We start from the raw sequence: 15,758 nt of genomic DNA, 5'->3' as shown, positions 1-15,758 counted from the left end.
AAGTGATTCGGAGTCACCTCTCGATCGGATTGCTCGTTACTTGAGTGCCTTCGAGATCGCAGGCAGGTTGGCGAACGAGATCGAGCCGAGGCCCGTCACGTCGTCATAGCCCTTGGCGGTCTTGAGCGACGAGTCGCGGTCGAGGGTCTGCAAGTAGCTCAGACCGGTCGACTGGCGGGTGAGCGCCAGGACCCGCGGAGTGGCCTCCGGCGCGACGTCGACGAACGAGGTCGGCGCCTTCGCGTAGAGGCTGTACAGCGTCGGGTTGGCGAAGCCGATGCTCTCCTTGCTCGACTGCTGCACGAGCGCGATCATCGCGGCCGTGACCGGGCTGGCCAGCGAGGTGCCGCCGGTGGCCTGGTTCTCGAACGGGCCGGTCTTCAGCGTGGTGTCGTCGAGGATCGGGCGGATGCCGACGGCGAAACCGGTCGCGGGATCCGCGATGGCCGAGATGTCGGGCGAGACGCGCATCCCGCTGGCGAGAGCGGTCGGCACGATGCCCTTCTGGTACGCGGGCTGCGTGAACACGGCACTGGTGCCGCCGCCTGCTCCGTAGAAGAACGTGCCGGGCACGGGCGTGACGTAGGAGAGGGCTCCGGTCGAGCTCTGCACGATCTGCGCGCGGTCGTCGCCCCAGCCGGTCTCGAAGGTCTTCTGACCGTTCTGGCCGATACCGATGCTCGTTCCGCCGACGGCGGTGACCCAGGGGCTGGATGCCGGGAAGTCGGGCGACGCGAAGCCGAACGCCGCCGCCTCGTCTCCGCTGTCGCCGGAGGAGTAGTACAGGCCGATGCCCGTTCCGGCCGCCTGCAGCTGCAGGTTGACCTGGCCCGCGATCTGGCTGTCCGAGACGTCTTCACCCTGGTAGCCGTAGCTGTTGCTGATGATGTCGGCGCGCTTGCCGTCGAGGAGCTTCGACAGGGCGAGGTCGAGACCGCCGCCGCAGTTGGTGCCGCCCGAGTAGAGGATCTTGGCGCCGGGAGCGATGCCGTGAGCCGACTCGACGTCGAGCGTCTGCTCGCCCTGCCAGCCGCTCGGGCCGCCGCAGAGGGCCTGGTCGGTGAACTGCGCCGGGGCCGGGACGATCTGCTGGTAGGTGGAGCCGTTGAGGCGGGGCTCGCCGTTGGTGTCGGCCTGGGTGTTGACGTCCTGGCTGATGGTGGGCGAGGCGTAGGCGTCGACGATGCCGATGGTCTGTCCGAAGCCGTTCAGGCCGGCCTTCGAGAGGGCGTCGATGCCGTAGCCCTGACGGAGCTGCTTGCCGGTGTAGCCGCAGAGGCCCGTGTCGGCGACGGTCTTGCCGTAGGCGGCGGGGATGACGCCCTGGTACTGCCCGGCATAGGTCGAGCACTTGTAGGGCAGGGTGGCGCTCGGGGCGGTGGTCGCCGCCGTGCCGTCACCCGCGGCAGGAGTCGCAGGAGCAGCGGAGGTCGCTGCCGCGGCACCGGCCGGCGTCTGCGAGATCGAGTCGGGGCGCGTCAGCATGCGGCCCTGGTCGAGCACGATGCCGGAGACGAGGTTCGACACCGTCGCGGGCAGCGAGGGGGCCGCGCTCGGGGCGGCGAGCTTCTGCCCCTTGTACGAGTAGGTGTGCAGGCTCGTCGAGAACGCGGCGTCGATCTGGTCGGCGGTTCCGCGGAAGACGATGAACTGGCGGCTCTGCGGGATCCCGGTGATGGTGAGGCCGGAGCCGGTGATGTAGTTGCGGACGCTGTAGAAGTCCGACAGCGACGGCGCGTAGGTGTTGATCCACGCGGTGGGGGACAACGTCTTCCGGTAGCTCGGGCTCGCGGGGTCGGTCACCGCGGTGGCCAAGGCCACGGCTCCCGCCTGGTCCCTGAGGGGCAAGTACACCTCGCCCTCGACGGTCTCGGTGGCGGCGGTGCTGCCGGCGTCGTTGGCGTGCTTGGCCCAGGTGGGCACGGAAGCCGTGTACGTGGTGCGGGTCGGGGCGGCCTGGGCCCCGGAGGCACCGGCCATCGACAGGGCGATGACGGTCGCGGCCGTGGCTGCGACGCCGACGACCCTCCTCGTGGAATTCCGGGGCGTGGTTCGTCGGGTCATGCGTGATCCTTCGCTGCTCGGGTGTCGGCGCCCGCCCCTCGTTCGGGGGACAGATCTCCGTATCGGGAATCTAATGACATTCGTAGGAACCGGATAGTCCCCACCAAGGCGGACACGATCCGACCCCGGTCGTGAGTGGTCCTCACAGGAAACGGCGAGCATCCCACGGGGGATGCTCGCCGCTTCGTGTCACTGCGTCGTACTGGTCCGTCCCGGCGTCACCGGCACGGTCCGGTGCTACTGGTGTCCGCGTCCGATCGACGAGAGCAGGCCGAACGAGATCGAGCCGAGGCCCGTCACGTCGTCGTAGCCCTTGGCCGTCGTGAGGGACGTGTCGGTGTTCAGCGTGACGAGGTAGCTGTTGCCGCTCGTCGCGCTGGTGTAGGCGAGCGCCTTCGGCGTGGCCGGGGGCACCACGTCGGCGAACAGGAACGGCGCGACCTTGTAGAGGCTGTACAGCGTCGGGTTCGCGAAGCCGATCGTCGAGTACGTCGACTGCTGCGTCACGGCGATCATCGCGGCGGTGAGGGGCGAGGCCAGCGAAGTTCCGCCGTAGGTCTCGTTCTCGTAGGGGTCCGTGGCGAGGGTCGTGTCGTCCGCGATCGGGCTGATGCCGATCTGGAAGCCCGTGTACGGGTCGGCCAGGGCCGAGAGGTCGGGGGAGACGCGCTTGCCGGCCGCGAGGGTCGTCGGCACGACGCCCTTCTGGTACGACGGCTGGTCGAAGACGCCGCTGACGCCACCGCCCGCACCGCCGCCGTAGAGGTTGCCGGGGAGGGGAGCGGCGTAGCTCGAGGTGCCGTCGGCCGCGGTCACGATCTTGTCGAGCGTGTCGCCCCAACCGGTCTCGTAGGCCTTCTTGCCGTTCTTGTCGATGCCGAGGCTGGTGCCGCCGACCGCCGTCACCCACGGCGAGGACGCCGGGAAGTCGGGGGAGGCGTAGCCGAGGTTCGCGACCTCGTCGCCGTTGTCACCGGACGAGTAGTAGAGACCGATGCCTTCGCCGGCCGCCTGGAGCTCGATGTTGACCTGGCCCTGGATGGAGTCGAGGGGGATGGCCTCACCGGTGTTGCCGTAGCTGTTGCTGACGATCGTGGCGAGCTTGTCGTCGAGGATCTTCGACATGGCCACGTCGAGGCCGCCACCGCAGTTGGTGCCGCCGACGTAGAGGATCTTGGCGCCGGGGGCGAGGGCGTGCGCGGACTCGACGTCCAGCGTCTGCTCGCCCTGCCATCCGCTCGGGTACTGGCAGGCGGCCTGGTCGGTGAACTGCGCCGGCGTCGGGACGATCTGCTGGTAGGTGGCGCCGGTCAGCTGCGGCTCGCCGTTGGCTGCCGAGTAGGCGTTGGCGTCCTGGACGATGCTCGGCGAGGCGTACGCGTCGATGATCGCGACGGTCTGGCCACGGCCGTTCAGCCCGATCCTGTTGTAGGCGTCGAGGCCGTAGGCGCTGCGGAGCTGCTTGGGCGTGTAGCCGCAGTTGAAGGTGTCGACGGTGGTCGAGCCGTAGGCGGCGGGCACCGTCGCGGTGTGCTCACCCGTGTAGGTCGAGCAGACGGCCTTGGTCGCCGCCGGGGTGGCCGGGGTCGTCGGGACGACGCTGCGGTTGCGCGGGTTGACCGTCGCGGTGCCCGAGCCCTGGGCGACGAGGTCCGGGTGGGTGAGGAGCTTCGCCTGGTCGAGCGAGACCCCCTGCACCTGCGAGCCGATGGCGCTCGGCAGGGTGGGAGCGGTCGAGGGGCCGACGAGCTTGGTGCCCTCGAACGAGTAGGTGTGGAGGTTGGCGGCGAACACCGAGTTCACGGCGTCGGCCGATCCGCGGAAGACGACGTACTGGCGGCTCTTCGGCACGGCGGTGATCGACAGGCCCTTGGTCGTCAGGTAGTTCACGACCGTGTTGACGCTCGCCTGGGTGGGCGAGTAGCTGGCGATCCACTGGGCCGGGCTGAGCGACTTGCGGTAGAGGCGGTTGCCCGGGGTGGACACCGCGGTCGCGAGGGCTTCGGCACCGGCCTGGTTGCGCAGGGGCAGGTACAGCTCGCCCTCGACGCTGGTGTCGGGAGTCGTCGCTCCTGTGTCGTTCGCGTGCGTCGCCCACGACGGGACGGCACCGGAGAACGTGGTCAGATCGGACGCCTGGGCGCCCGTGGCGCCGGCGAGAGAGAGGGCGACGACGGAGGCGGCGGTTGCGACGATGCCGACGGCCGTTCGGGCTCGAGGTGGGCGGATGGTGCGACGTGCCATGCGGGGTGTCCTCCACGGAGTTCAGCTTCGGGTTCGGCCCCCGTGCGGGGGCCAGTTGTCTCGCGTGAACATTAAGGAAATTCATGGTTTAGTCGCTGTCGGCCGTTCTGCCGACTTGCGCAGTGTGCACTTGTGTGCCATGTGGATGCTCGAAAACAAAAGAGGCCGTCGCGGGGAGGATGCCGACGGCCGGGCACCGATTGTTTCGCGCAGGCTAAAACTTTCGGGCTGCGAAGTCGTGCTCGTGCGCTTCGCCTCACGCACGAAAGCTGCAGCCGATGCAAAAAAACGCCGCCCACCCGCTAGGGGTGGACGGCGTCTTCCTATGAATGTCAGGCGGCGGCGTAGGCCGAGCGACGCAGTTGCACGTCGTGCGCCTGGAGGATCGTGCGCGACGGCTCGTCGCGCCAGGCGCGGCCGGGGATGACCCAGCCTTCGGCGCCGGCGGCGACGACGCGAGCGCCGGGGGCGACATGGGCGCCGAGCTCGGTCCGCGGGATGCGGACGGAGAACTGCGTGCCCAGGTCGTCGACGACGACGAACTCGACGAGGTTGCCGGAGGTCAGGGAGGGGGCCGTCGTGACGGTGCCCTCGATCGTGATGAGAGAAAGGGAAGTGTTCATGGTGCTGTCTTTCGATGCTATGCGGCGAGTTCGCGCCGGCCAGTTCTTCGATGACTGACTCTGCGCTGTTCGCACACGCCGATGGTCGGCGTGCTGGGTGGCTCGAAGGGAATGCGGCCGATCGTGGAGGTTGACCAGGATCTGCGGCTACCGAGCGGGTGGTGCTGAGTGGGTGCCGGTCGAATAGATGGTTCGACTGCAATGCACCAGGAGATCAATATAGCCGGGGATGCACGTCCCGTCAAATCTGGAATGCCACCTCTTCTGGGTACACGCGCTGAGTACGTCGCACCGCCGGGGTGTTCGATGGATGCATGACTGACATCCCCACCATCACCCTGAACGACGGCAAGACGATCCCCCAGCTCGGGTTCGGCGTCTATCAGATCCCGCCGGCGGAGACGAAGAACGCCACCCTCGCAGCCCTCGAGGTCGGCTACCGCCACATCGACACGGCCGAGATGTACGGCAACGAGAAGGAGGTCGGCGAGGCGATCCGCGAGTCGGGCATCCCCCGCGAGGAGATCTTCGTGACCTCGAAGCTGAACAACGGCTTCCACGACCCGGAGGCCGCCGCGCGTGCCTTCGACGGCACTCTCGAGGCCCTCGGCTTCGACTACCTCGACCTGTTCCTGATCCACTGGCCGCTGCCGAAGGTCGGCAACTACGTCGACACCTGGAAGGCGCTCGAGGAGATCTACCGCTCGGGTCGCTCGCGCTCGATCGGCGTCTCGAACTTCACGCCGCACTACCTCCGTCGCCTCGCCGCCGAGGCCACCGTCGTGCCGGCCGTAAATCAGATCGAGGTCCACCCCTACCTGACGCAGGAGGAGGCCCGTGCCTACGGTGCCGAGTACGGCATCGCGACCGAGGCCTGGTCGCCGATCGCACAGGGCAAGGTGCTCGACGACCCGACGCTCGTGCGCATCGCCGAGAAGGTCGGCAAGACGCCGGCTCAGGTCACGCTCCGCTGGCACATCCAGCGCGGCGACATCGTCTTCCCGAAGTCGGTGACCCGCTCCCGCGTCGAGGAGAACTTCGACCTGTTCTCCTTCGAGCTCAGCGACGACGACATCAGCGACATCAGCTTCTTGAACAAGGACGAGCGCACCGGGCCGAACCCGGAAGAGTTCAACTACGTCCCGAGCTGATCCCCGCTCGATCGTGCGACGACCCCGGAAGCCTTGGCTTCCGGGGTCGTCCGTCGTTCGGGGGAGGCGTCACGGCGCCGGGGGAGCGAGGACGGCGACGACGGCGTCGAAGGCCGCGGCCATGTCGATGGTCGGGTCGTGCATCCACTGCATCTGGAGGCCGTCGCTGACGGCGGTGAGGACGTGGCTCATGGCGACCGGATCGACGTCGGTTCGCATCTGGCCGGCGCGTTGGCGGGCGCGGATGCTCTCGCTGAGGGTGCCCTCGAGGGTTTGGTAGCGCTCCTTGAAGAAGTCGTGGCCGGCGTGCTCGTGGGACTCCGACTCGACGGCGAGTCGGGAGTAGAGCTGCACGAGGCCGGGAACGGTCTGGTTGTAGACGACGGCCTTGCGCAGCAGCTCCACCACGTCGCCGTCGGCAGGTGTGAACAGATCGCCGTAGGCGACGTCGCGCTCACGGAGGACGTGGGTCAGGAGGTCTTCGCGCGAGTCGAAGTAGTGCAGGACTCCCGCTTTGGTGAGGCCCACCGCCTCGGCGATCTCTTGGAGGGACGAATTCCGGTACCCCCGTTCGCTGATGACCGTCAGGGCGGCCTCGAGGATCTCGCGGCGCTTGGCGTCGCCTTTGGCGTAGCGGCGGGAGGGAGCTTCATTGGTCACGCGGACAAACTACTCCGAAAAAGATACCTACCGTCGGTAGGTTTCTGGTGATACGTTGGCGGGATCGCCACCAACGCGGGTGGCTCTTCCCCTGGAGGCATCGTGGCCATCAACGCACCCGAAAAAGCAGTACCCGTGCCGGCGACGACCCCTCGTCCCACCGGCATCCGCAGAGCGGAGATCGGCATGCCGATCGCCCTGCTCGGTTTGTTCGTGGCACTCCTGCCTCCGATCATCGAGACGCTCGCCTTCAAGATCCGTGTGCTGGATCCGGGCAACTCGGCCGGCGCCCTGAGCCTCGTGCTCGCTATCGGCGCCGTCTGCGCCATGATCATGAACCCGTTGGCCGGGCGCCTGTCCGACCGCACGCGAGGCCGTCTCGGTCGCCGTCGGCCCTGGATCCTCGCCGGCGTCGTCCTCGGGTACGGCGCGCTGTTGATCATCGCGTTCGCGCAGTCCGTGCCGATGCTGCTGCTCGGCTGGGCCCTCGCCCAGATCTTCTTCAACGCCGCGGTGTCCGCTCTGCTGGCGATCATGGCCGACAAGGTCCGCCCGGAGCACCGGGGCCGCGTCGCCGCGGCCGTCGGCGTGGCCCAGAACGGCTCGCAGGTCGCCGGCGTCTATCTCGTGCAGCTCTTCACGTCGTCGGTCGCCCAGACCCTCGTGCCCGGCACGATCGGCGTCGCGATCGTGATCGTCTACGCGTTCGTCATGAACGACGAGCCCCTGACCGAGAAGGCACCCCGGTTCACGCTGAAGGACTTCCTGGGCTCCTTCTACTTCAATCCCGCGAAGAACCCCGACTTCGGCTGGGCCTGGCTGACCCGGTTCCTGATGACCGCCTCGGCCGCCACCGCGACGAACTACCTCACCTACTACCTGATCGTCGACTTCAAGAACACGACGACCGAGGCCGCGACCAACGTGTTCCATGCCACGCTGTTCTACGTGATCGGCATCGTCATCACCACCTTCGTGGCCGGCGCCATCAGCGACCGCATCGGCCGGCGCAAGCCCTTCGTGCTCGTGGCCGCGCTCATCGGCGTCGTCGGTCTGTCGATCATCGCGTTCGCGCCGTCGATCGGCGTCATCCTCCTCGGCGAGCTCATCATGGGTGCGGGCATCGGCTCGTTCTACGCCGTCGACCTCGCGCTGATCACCGACGTCCTGCCGAAGGACGGCAACAACGCCAAAGACCTCGGCGTCGTCAACATCGCCCAGGCCCTGCCGCAGTCGCTCGTGCCGGTGGGCGCACCCGCCGCGGTCTCGGCGTTCGGGTACCCCGGCCTCTTCATCTCGGGAGCCGTCGTCGGTCTGATCGGCGCGGTCTCCGTCTTCCGGATCAAGGCGTCCCGCTGACGCGGGGCGTGCATCCCCCTCTCCATCACACACAGTTAGGAAGCACAACGATGTACGACAGTGCAGAAGAGACCGCGCGTCTCGAAGGATTGAGCGCCAAGCTCACGCTCGAAGAGAAAGTGCAGCTCTTGACGGGCCGCGACTTCTGGAACACCTGGCCCATCGAGAAGATCGGGCTGCGCCGGATCCTCGTCTCCGACGGCCCCTCGGGCGTCCGCGGCGAGGTCTGGGACGAACGCAGCCCCTCGCTCAACCTCCCGTCGGCGACTGCGCTGTCGTCGTCGTGGGACACCAAGATCGCGTCCCGCTACGGGGCCGCCGCCGCCGTCGAGGCCCGCCGCAAGGGCGTCGACGCCGTGCTCGGCCCGACCATCAACCTGCACCGCTCGCCGCTGAACGGCCGCCACTTCGAAGCCTTCTCCGAGGACCCGCTGCTCACCGCCGACCTTGCCGCGGCCTACGTCGAAGGCGTCCAGGCCAACGGCGTCGGAGCGACCCCGAAGCACTACATCGCCAACGACTACGAGACCGAACGCTTCACGGCGAACACGGTCGTCTCCGAGCGTGCCCTCCGCGAGCTCTACCTGGCGGCCTTCGAGAAGGCGATCACCGAGGCGCACGCCTGGCTCGTCATGTCGTCGTACAACTCGGTCAACGGGACCACGGCGACCGAGAACGAGCTGCTCGAGACCCCGCTCAACTCCGACTGGGGCTTCGACGGCGTCGTGATCAGCGACTGGACCGCGGTCCGCACCGTCGAGTCGGCCAAGGCCTCGCAAGACCTGGTCATGCCCGGCCCGGACGGCCCCTGGGGTGCCGCCCTCGTCGCCGCCGTGAAGTCGGGCGAGGTCTCGGAGGAAGCGATCGACCGCAAGGTGATCCGCATCCTCCGCCTCGCCGCCCGCGTCGGCGCCCTCGAGGGCTTCGAGCCCGTGCAGGCCGCCCCCGTCACGGTCGAGGACGGCGTCGCCTTCACCCGCGAGGCGGAGGCCGCCGGATCCGTGCTTCTCGCGAACCCGGCCGGCACCCTGCCGCTCGACCGCGCGCAGCTCTCGAAGGTCGCCCTGATCGGCCACAACGGCCTCCACGCCCGCACCCAGGGCGGCGGCAGCGCCACCGTCCTGCCGTCGAAGGTCGTCTCGCCCCTCGAAGGGCTCCGCGCCGCGCTGCCGAACGCCGAGGTCACCTACTCGATCGGCGCCGTCGTCCAGGAGGGCATCGCCGAGCTGCCCCTCGACGAGATCGTCAACCCGGGCACCGGCGAGCGGGGGATGCTCGTCCGCTTCCTCGGCGACGACGGCACCGAGCTGTTCCGCGAAGACCGTCGGGCCACCTCGCTGACCTACTTCGGCGGCGCCGCCCCGATCGACACCGCCCAGGTCGCCGAGCTCTCGGTCCGCTGGACCCCCACCGTCTCGGGCGAGCAGCTCCTCGGCTTCGCCTCGGTCGGCCACGGCCGCATCTACGTCGACGGCACGCTCGTCCACGAGGAGACTTCGAAGGACACCGGAGGCATGGACCTCGGCGCGAGCCTGCTCGCGCCGCCCTCGATCGTGGCTCCGCTCCAGGTCACGGCCGGCCAGACCTACGACGTCCGAGTCGAGTTCGACATGAAGACCCGCGACGCCTCGATGGCCGGCGTCTGGGCCATCACGATGGGCCTCGAGGCCGACAACTCGAACCCCGAGGCGCTGATCGACGAGGCCGTCATCGCGGCCAAGGACGCCGACATCGCGATCGTCGTCGTCGGCACGAACTCGCGCGTCGAGTCCGAGGGCTTCGACCGCAAGGACCTCGACCTGCCCGGCCGTCAGGACGACCTCGTCCGCGCCGTGCTCGCGGCCAACCCCGACACGATCGTTGTGGTCAACTCCGGCTCGCCCGTCGTCATGCCGTGGCGCGACGAGGTCAAGGCCCTGCTGCTGACCTACTTCGGCGGTCAGGAGTACGGCAACGCCCTCGCCGACCTGCTCTTCGGCGACGCCGAGCCCGGCGGACGCCTGCCCACCACCTGGCCGAAGGTCATCGGCGACGTGCCCGTGCTCGACATCACGCCGAAGGGCGGCATCGTCGCCTACGACGAGGGCATCCACATCGGCTACCGCGCCTGGCTGCGCGCCGGTCAGGTGCCCGCGTACGAGTTCGGCCACGGCCTCGGCTACACGACCTGGACCCTCGACGGGCTCGAGGTCTCCGGTCCGGTCTCGGTCGCGACCCCGGGCACCGTGAGCGTCACCGCCACGAACACGGGGGAGCGACGGGGCAAGCAGGTCGTCCAGGTCTACCTCAGCCGTGCATCCTCGGCGATCGAGCGCCCTGTGCGCTGGCTCGCCGGTTTCGCGACCGTCGTGCTCGACGCCGGGGAGTCGGCGACCGTGTCGGTGCCGCTGCCCGCTCGTGCTTTCGCCGACTGGAACGACGGCTGGAACTACGAGGCCGGGTCGTTCGACCTGCACGTCGGCACCTCGGTGACGGCGACGCCCCTCGAGACGACCGTCGAGTTCGTCTCCGCGGACGCACTGGTCTAGACGGAGCCGCGGCTCTCGGAATCGGATCGGGGATGCCAGGCCGCGCGTTCGCCGCGCAGCCTGGCATTCTCCGTACCACCCGGGTTCTCGCATCGCGAGGGAGAATCGACGCATGGCCGACCGTGGTGACTTCGCAACCCTCCTGCGCGCGTGGCGCGACCGACTTCACCCGTCCGCCGTCGGATTCCCCGACGGCGGCGGGCGGCGCGCGGCCGGACTCCGTCGTGAGGAGCTCGCCCAGCTGGCCGGGCTCTCGGTGGACTACCTGGTGCGACTCGAACAGGGGCGCGCCGATCGCCCGTCGGAGCAGGTCGTCGCCTCGCTCGCCCGGGTGCTGCAGCTGACCGACCCCGAGCGCGACCAGCTGTACATCGCCGCCTCGCTGCCGGCCCCGCATCCCGCCCTCGTGCCTCGTCACGTGCCGGGGAGCATCCAGCGCCTGCTCGCACGACTGCCCGACGCCGCCATCTCCGTCTTCGCCGCCGACTGGACGCTGATCACGGCGAACGACGCCTGGCGGAGCCTGCTCGGGTCGTTCGACGGCGAGCAGAACCTGGCCGTCCGGGAGTTCGGCGGGACCGGGCCCGAGGTGATCCGCACGCCGGAGGATGCGGAGCGCTTCCATCGGTCGCTCGCCTCCGACCTGCGCGTCGCTTCGATCCGGTACCCGGACGACCCGGAGCTCCCCGCGCTCGTGGCCCGGCTCGCGGCGACGAGCGAGCGGTTCGCCCAGCTGTGGAGCGAGGTGGAGATCGTCGACTACCGCGCTCCGCGGAAGACCTTCGTGCACCCACGGGTCGGCCCCATCACGCTCGACTGCGACGTCCTGACCGTCAACGGCACGGATCTGCGGGTCGTCACCTACACCGCCGAGCCGGGCACCGACGACGCCTCGAAGTTCGCCCTCGTGCTGACCCTCGGGGTCGAATCGATGAAGGCCGAGTAAACTCTTCCCTTTCGGGAATGCCGTCCAGACCATCGCGTTTGGTCCTTCAGACTCTCTTCACTCCAGAGACTTGCCACGATCACTGACAGGAATCCTGTGACCAACGACACCACCACCGCTCCGCCCTCCTCGTCGGCATCGGCCGACGAGCCGGTCCCGTCCGAAGCGTCGTTCGACGCCGACCGGCGCCGCAACAACCTCGTCATCGGGCTGCTCCTCGTCTCGACCTTCGTCGTCATCCTCAACGAGACGATCATGAGCGTCGCCCTGCCCACGCTGGTGCGGGACCTCCACGTCCAGGCGGCGACCGCCCAGTGGTTGACCACCGGGTTCCTGCTGACCATGGCCGTCGTGATCCCGATCACGGGTTACCTGCTCACGCGCTTCAACACCCGGCCGCTCTTCATCATGGCCATGACCTTCTTCAGCATCGGCACCCTGCTGGCCGTCGTGGCGCCCGGCTTCTCGGTGCTGCTCGTCGCGCGGATCATCCAGGCCTGCGGCACCGCGATCATGATGCCCCTGCTGATGACCACCGCGATGACCCTCGTCCCGCCCGCCTCGCGGGGCCGGATGATGGGCAACATCTCGATCGTCATCTCAGTGGCACCCGCCATCGGTCCGACCATCTCGGGTCTCATCCTGAGCGTCTTCAGCTGGCGCTTCATGTTCGTCATCGTCCTGCCGATCGCGATCATCGCGCTGGTGCTCGGCGCCGTGAAGATGAAGAACGTCACGGTTCCGCGCAAGTCCAGCATCGACGTGCTGTCGGTGGTCCTCTCGGCGTTCGCCTTCGGCGGACTCCTCTACGGACTCTCGAGCATCGGCGAGGCGGCGTCCGGATCGCCCCAGGTCGTGGCGCCGGTCGTCCCCGTGATCGTCGGAGTCGTCGCCCTGGCACTGTTCGCCCTGCGGCAGGTCCGTCTGTCGCGCCGCGACCGGGCACTGCTCGACCTCCGTACCTTCAAGACCCCCGCCTTCGCCGTGTCGATCGTGATGATCGCGATCATGAGCCTCGCGCTGTTCGGCAGCCTGATCATCCTGCCGATCTACATGCAGAACGTGCTCGGCCTGTCCACGCTGTCGACCGGACTCCTGCTGCTGCCCGGCGGCATCGTGATGGGCGCGCTGGCGCCGATCGTCGGCCGCATCTACGACCGCGTCGGCCCGACCGCGCTGCTGGTGGTCGGCTCGGTGCTGGTGAGCCTGGCCCTCTGGCTGATGCGCTTCCTCCTCGGCGAGGGCTCGCCGGCGTACATGGTGCCGATCGTCCACATCGTGCTCAGCATCGGCCTCGCCTGCACCTTCACGCCGCTGTTCTCGGCGGCGCTGGGGTCGTTGAAGCCCGACCTGTACTCGCACGGCAGCGCGATCCTCAACACCGTCCAGCAGGTCGCGGCGGGTGCCGGAACAGCGCTCTTCGTCACCCTCCTGGCCACCGGTTCGGCCGCGCAGATCAAGCTCGGGGCCACGCCGATCTCCGCCACGGCCGGCGGCGTCCAGGCCGCCTTCATGGTGGGCGCCATCATCTCGCTCTTCCCGATCGTGGCCAGCTTCTTCGTCCGGAAGCCCCCGGTCGTCGAAGGGGCACCCCGCCCGATGGCGCACTGAGGCGCAGCCCGTGGTCGGCACGATGACGGAGGACTACGTCAAGGTCGTCTGGAAGGCGCACGAGTGGTCGGGCGAGGGCCTGACGACCAACGAACTGGCCGCGACCCTCGGCGTCGCGGCCTCGAGCGTGTCGGGCAACCTGAAGAAGCTGGCGCGCGACGGGTTCCTCGACTACGAGGCGTACGGTCGGGCGACGCTCACGCCGAAGGGGCGCACGCTCGCGCTGCAGGTCGTGCGGCGGCATCGTCTGCTCGAGACGTGGCTGGTCGAACAGCACGGCTACTCGTGGGACGAAGTGCACGACGAGGCCGAGGTGCTCGAGCACTCGGTGTCGGAACGCTTGCTCGCGAGCATCGACGAGCAACTCGGTTTTCCCGAGCGCGACCCGCACGGCGACCCGATCCCGCGGGCGGACGGCACGCTGGTGTCGACGACCGGGGTGCGCCTGCACGACGTGGAGATCGGGGTGGACGCGGTAGCGGTCCGGGTCTCCGACCACGACGCCGACCTGCTCCGGTACCTCGGTTCGCTGTCGATCGCGGTCGGCACGCGGCTGCGCGTCGAGGCGCGGCACGACTTCGCGGGGAGCCTGTCGGTCGTGGTGGGTGCCGGTGCGGGTGCGGGTGTGGGTGCGGGTTCTGCCGGCGGCGGTTCTCCTGCTGCGGCCGGCCGGCTGGAGTCGGCGGCCGAGCTGGCGCACCTCGCTGCGAACGCCATCTGGGTCTCCCGCGCGTAGGCGGGCCGTTCGGCCTTTCCGCCCTTCCGCCCTTCGGCCCTTCCGCTTCTGCGGTTGGCAATTCAGGCGTTCGTGGCGGGCGTGGGCCGGGCGGCCGCGCGGTTCGGGTTGCGCAGTCACAGGTGCCTGAGTTGCCGACGGTCGGTGGGGTGGTGTGGGTGGGGCTTCTGCTGTGGGGTCGGGTGGGGCGGGCTGCGGGGAGTTGCTTCGCGCGGTGTCGGCCCGGTTGGCAATTCAGGCGTTCGTGGCGGGGGCGGGCCGGTCGCCCGCGCGGGTCGGGTTGCGCAGTCACAGGTGCCTGAGTTGCCGACACCGGCGGTGCCGGCTCATCGGGCGGGCAGCCCGGCAGTCGAGGGGGTTGCGTCAGCGCGCCGCGGCCTCCGAGAGCTCTCGCTCGGCCGGCCCGGCGGCCAGGTCTTCGCTCCGTCGGAAGGGCGCGCTCAGTGTGGCTCCCACGTCGTGGCGGTTGATCCACACGGCCACCGCGGCGACCACGATGTGGAGCCCGCTCAGCACGTACCGCCCGGTCTCGTCGGTCACGACGAACTGCACGGCGAACAGCGCGACCAGCACCACCGCCGCCCACCGGTGGAACCGCAGCGCGAGGATGATCGCCACACCCATCACGGTCTGGCTGGCCGTGAGCACGAACTCCTCGACCTGCCGCCCGTCGAGGGGCAGCGCGCCCCCGCCGCCGCCCAGCAGGTGCGCGATCGGCAGCGAGCCGACCAGAAGGGTCCACTGGTTGATCTTCGAGGCGATCAACGTGGCGATGGCGGCCGCACCCTGACCTCGAAGGGCGAACAGGACGGCGACGATGAACTCCGGCGCCTCGCTCGCGAGCGGAGCAAGCCACTGCACGAGGAAGTAGCTGTCGACCCCGAGCCTCGACCCGGACTGGACGAGCGCGTCGGCGAACGGTTCGGCGGACGACAGGATGACCGCGGCGGCGACCACGAACATCCCCACGAAGGTCGCCTTGCGTGCCCGCTCGGGCATGTTCGCGATGTGGGCCGCAGTCCCCACGAACTCCTCCTCGTGCCCGTCGTCGGCGGCGCGCCCGGCCTTCCAGAGGTACGCCGCGAAGATCAGGATGAGCACGATGCCGAACCAGAGCGCGATCTGTCCCGTGAGCGGGACCAGGAAAGCCAGGACCGCGACGATGGCCAGGACCCCGATGTCGAGGCGTGAGCTGCCGGGGAGATCCAAGGTGCGAGAGCCGCGGGATGCTCGTGCATCCCCCGTTCCCCCCGCAGCTTTGCGCGCAGCGGCGCGACGCGCGACGAAGAGCGCCACGAACACCACGAGCGGCCAGCCGAATCCGAGCAGCAGCCGGTTCGAGCCGGTCATGTTTGCGGCTGCGAATTGCTCGTACGACGCATCGGAGCCCGAACGGAACGCGTAGTACAGGTCGACGGCGTACTCGGGGAGGACGGCGATGAGGGCCAGGATCGCGATGGCGAGGGCGCCGGAGATGTCTTTCTGGGCGGCCTCGGCGGCCCAGGCGAGGAGGAACGATGCGGCGACGACGGCGCCGCCGAAGACGAACAGGTCGACGATCGGGTTCGGCGCGAAGCCGGTGAGGCGGAAGACGACCGCCGGGGAGGCGAGCGCGAGGCAGAGGACGATCCGCCGGACGAGGGGAGCGGGCATGGGTATTCCTTCTGGGGCGTGGATTGCCGAGACGGGGGCAGGACGACGAGGGGACCTGCGCGATGAATCCACCCTGACAGTCGGGCCCGAGCCCGCGGAAGCTTTTCGGCGAGCCAAAATCGACATCGAGTGTCGCCTAACGGTCCGGGAATCTCATCGAGGGCTCATGGGGAGGCCATCGGA

11 protein-coding genes are annotated in these 15,758 nt (G+C 69.0%); 6 read left to right on the top strand and 5 right to left on the bottom strand.

What is annotated here, in order from left to right; all coding sequences use genetic code 11:
* Positions 1–36: 36 nt before the first annotated feature.
* From ABEA39_RS14405 to ABEA39_RS14395, 3 genes are all read right to left on the bottom strand, one after another.
* On the bottom strand, positions 37–2,064 hold the full coding sequence (locus ABEA39_RS14405; protein ID WP_345376625.1) for a S53 family peptidase: 2,028 nt from the start codon (positions 2,062–2,064) through the stop codon (positions 37–39).
* 237 nt (positions 2,065–2,301) lie between these two features.
* On the bottom strand, positions 2,302–4,308 hold the full coding sequence (locus tag ABEA39_RS14400; RefSeq protein ID WP_345376624.1) for a S53 family peptidase: 2,007 nt from the start codon (positions 4,306–4,308) through the stop codon (positions 2,302–2,304).
* A gap of 332 nt (positions 4,309–4,640) precedes the next feature.
* Positions 4,641–4,931, bottom strand: coding sequence for a hypothetical protein (locus tag ABEA39_RS14395; RefSeq protein WP_345376623.1), 291 nt, complete (start codon positions 4,929–4,931; stop codon positions 4,641–4,643).
* Positions 4,932–5,245: 314 nt separating this feature from the next.
* Here ABEA39_RS14395 and ABEA39_RS14390 point away from each other — a divergent pair, with 314 nt between their 5' ends.
* Complete coding sequence (locus tag ABEA39_RS14390) at positions 5,246–6,082, top strand: aldo/keto reductase (protein ID WP_345376622.1); 837 nt, start codon at positions 5,246–5,248, stop codon at positions 6,080–6,082.
* Positions 6,083–6,151: 69 nt separating this feature from the next.
* Here the strand turns inward: ABEA39_RS14390 and ABEA39_RS14385 are convergent, their stop codons facing one another.
* Positions 6,152–6,742, bottom strand: coding sequence for a TetR/AcrR family transcriptional regulator (locus ABEA39_RS14385; protein WP_345376621.1), 591 nt, complete (start codon positions 6,740–6,742; stop codon positions 6,152–6,154).
* Between the two features lie 135 nt (positions 6,743–6,877).
* Between ABEA39_RS14385 and ABEA39_RS14380 the strand changes: the two genes are divergently transcribed.
* The 5 genes from ABEA39_RS14380 to ABEA39_RS14360 all read left to right on the top strand — a co-directional run bounded on the left by ABEA39_RS14380 (position 6,878) and on the right by ABEA39_RS14360 (position 13,922).
* On the top strand, positions 6,878–8,101 hold the full coding sequence (locus tag ABEA39_RS14380) for an MFS transporter (protein ID WP_345376620.1): 1,224 nt from the start codon (positions 6,878–6,880) through the stop codon (positions 8,099–8,101).
* Positions 8,102–8,151: 50 nt separating this feature from the next.
* Positions 8,152–10,629: a glycoside hydrolase family 3 protein gene (locus ABEA39_RS14375; protein WP_345376619.1), complete on the top strand. Its 2,478-nt coding sequence runs from the start codon at positions 8,152–8,154 to the stop codon at positions 10,627–10,629.
* Between the two features lie 112 nt (positions 10,630–10,741).
* On the top strand, positions 10,742–11,575 hold the full coding sequence (locus ABEA39_RS14370; RefSeq protein WP_345376618.1) for a helix-turn-helix transcriptional regulator: 834 nt from the start codon (positions 10,742–10,744) through the stop codon (positions 11,573–11,575).
* 96 nt (positions 11,576–11,671) lie between these two features.
* Positions 11,672–13,186, top strand: coding sequence for an MDR family MFS transporter (locus ABEA39_RS14365; protein ID WP_345376617.1), 1,515 nt, complete (start codon positions 11,672–11,674; stop codon positions 13,184–13,186).
* A gap of 10 nt (positions 13,187–13,196) precedes the next feature.
* Entirely contained in the window at positions 13,197–13,922 is a 726-nt protein-coding gene (locus ABEA39_RS14360) for a metal-dependent transcriptional regulator (protein ID WP_345376616.1), read from the top strand.
* Positions 13,923–14,285: 363 nt separating this feature from the next.
* Here ABEA39_RS14360 and ABEA39_RS14355 read toward each other — a convergent pair whose 3' ends face one another.
* The gene (locus ABEA39_RS14355; protein ID WP_345376615.1) at positions 14,286–15,575 is read right to left on the bottom strand and encodes a sodium:proton exchanger; all 1,290 of its coding nucleotides are present in this window, start codon (positions 15,573–15,575) and stop codon (positions 14,286–14,288) included.
* Between the last annotated feature and the right edge of the window lie 183 nt (positions 15,576–15,758).

The organism is Frondihabitans cladoniiphilus (assembly GCF_039544345.1).
In the GTDB taxonomy this organism is placed as follows: Bacteria; Actinomycetota; Actinomycetes; order Actinomycetales; family Microbacteriaceae; genus Frondihabitans; species Frondihabitans cladoniiphilus.
This window is presented reverse-complemented; position numbering and strand designations above follow the sequence as displayed.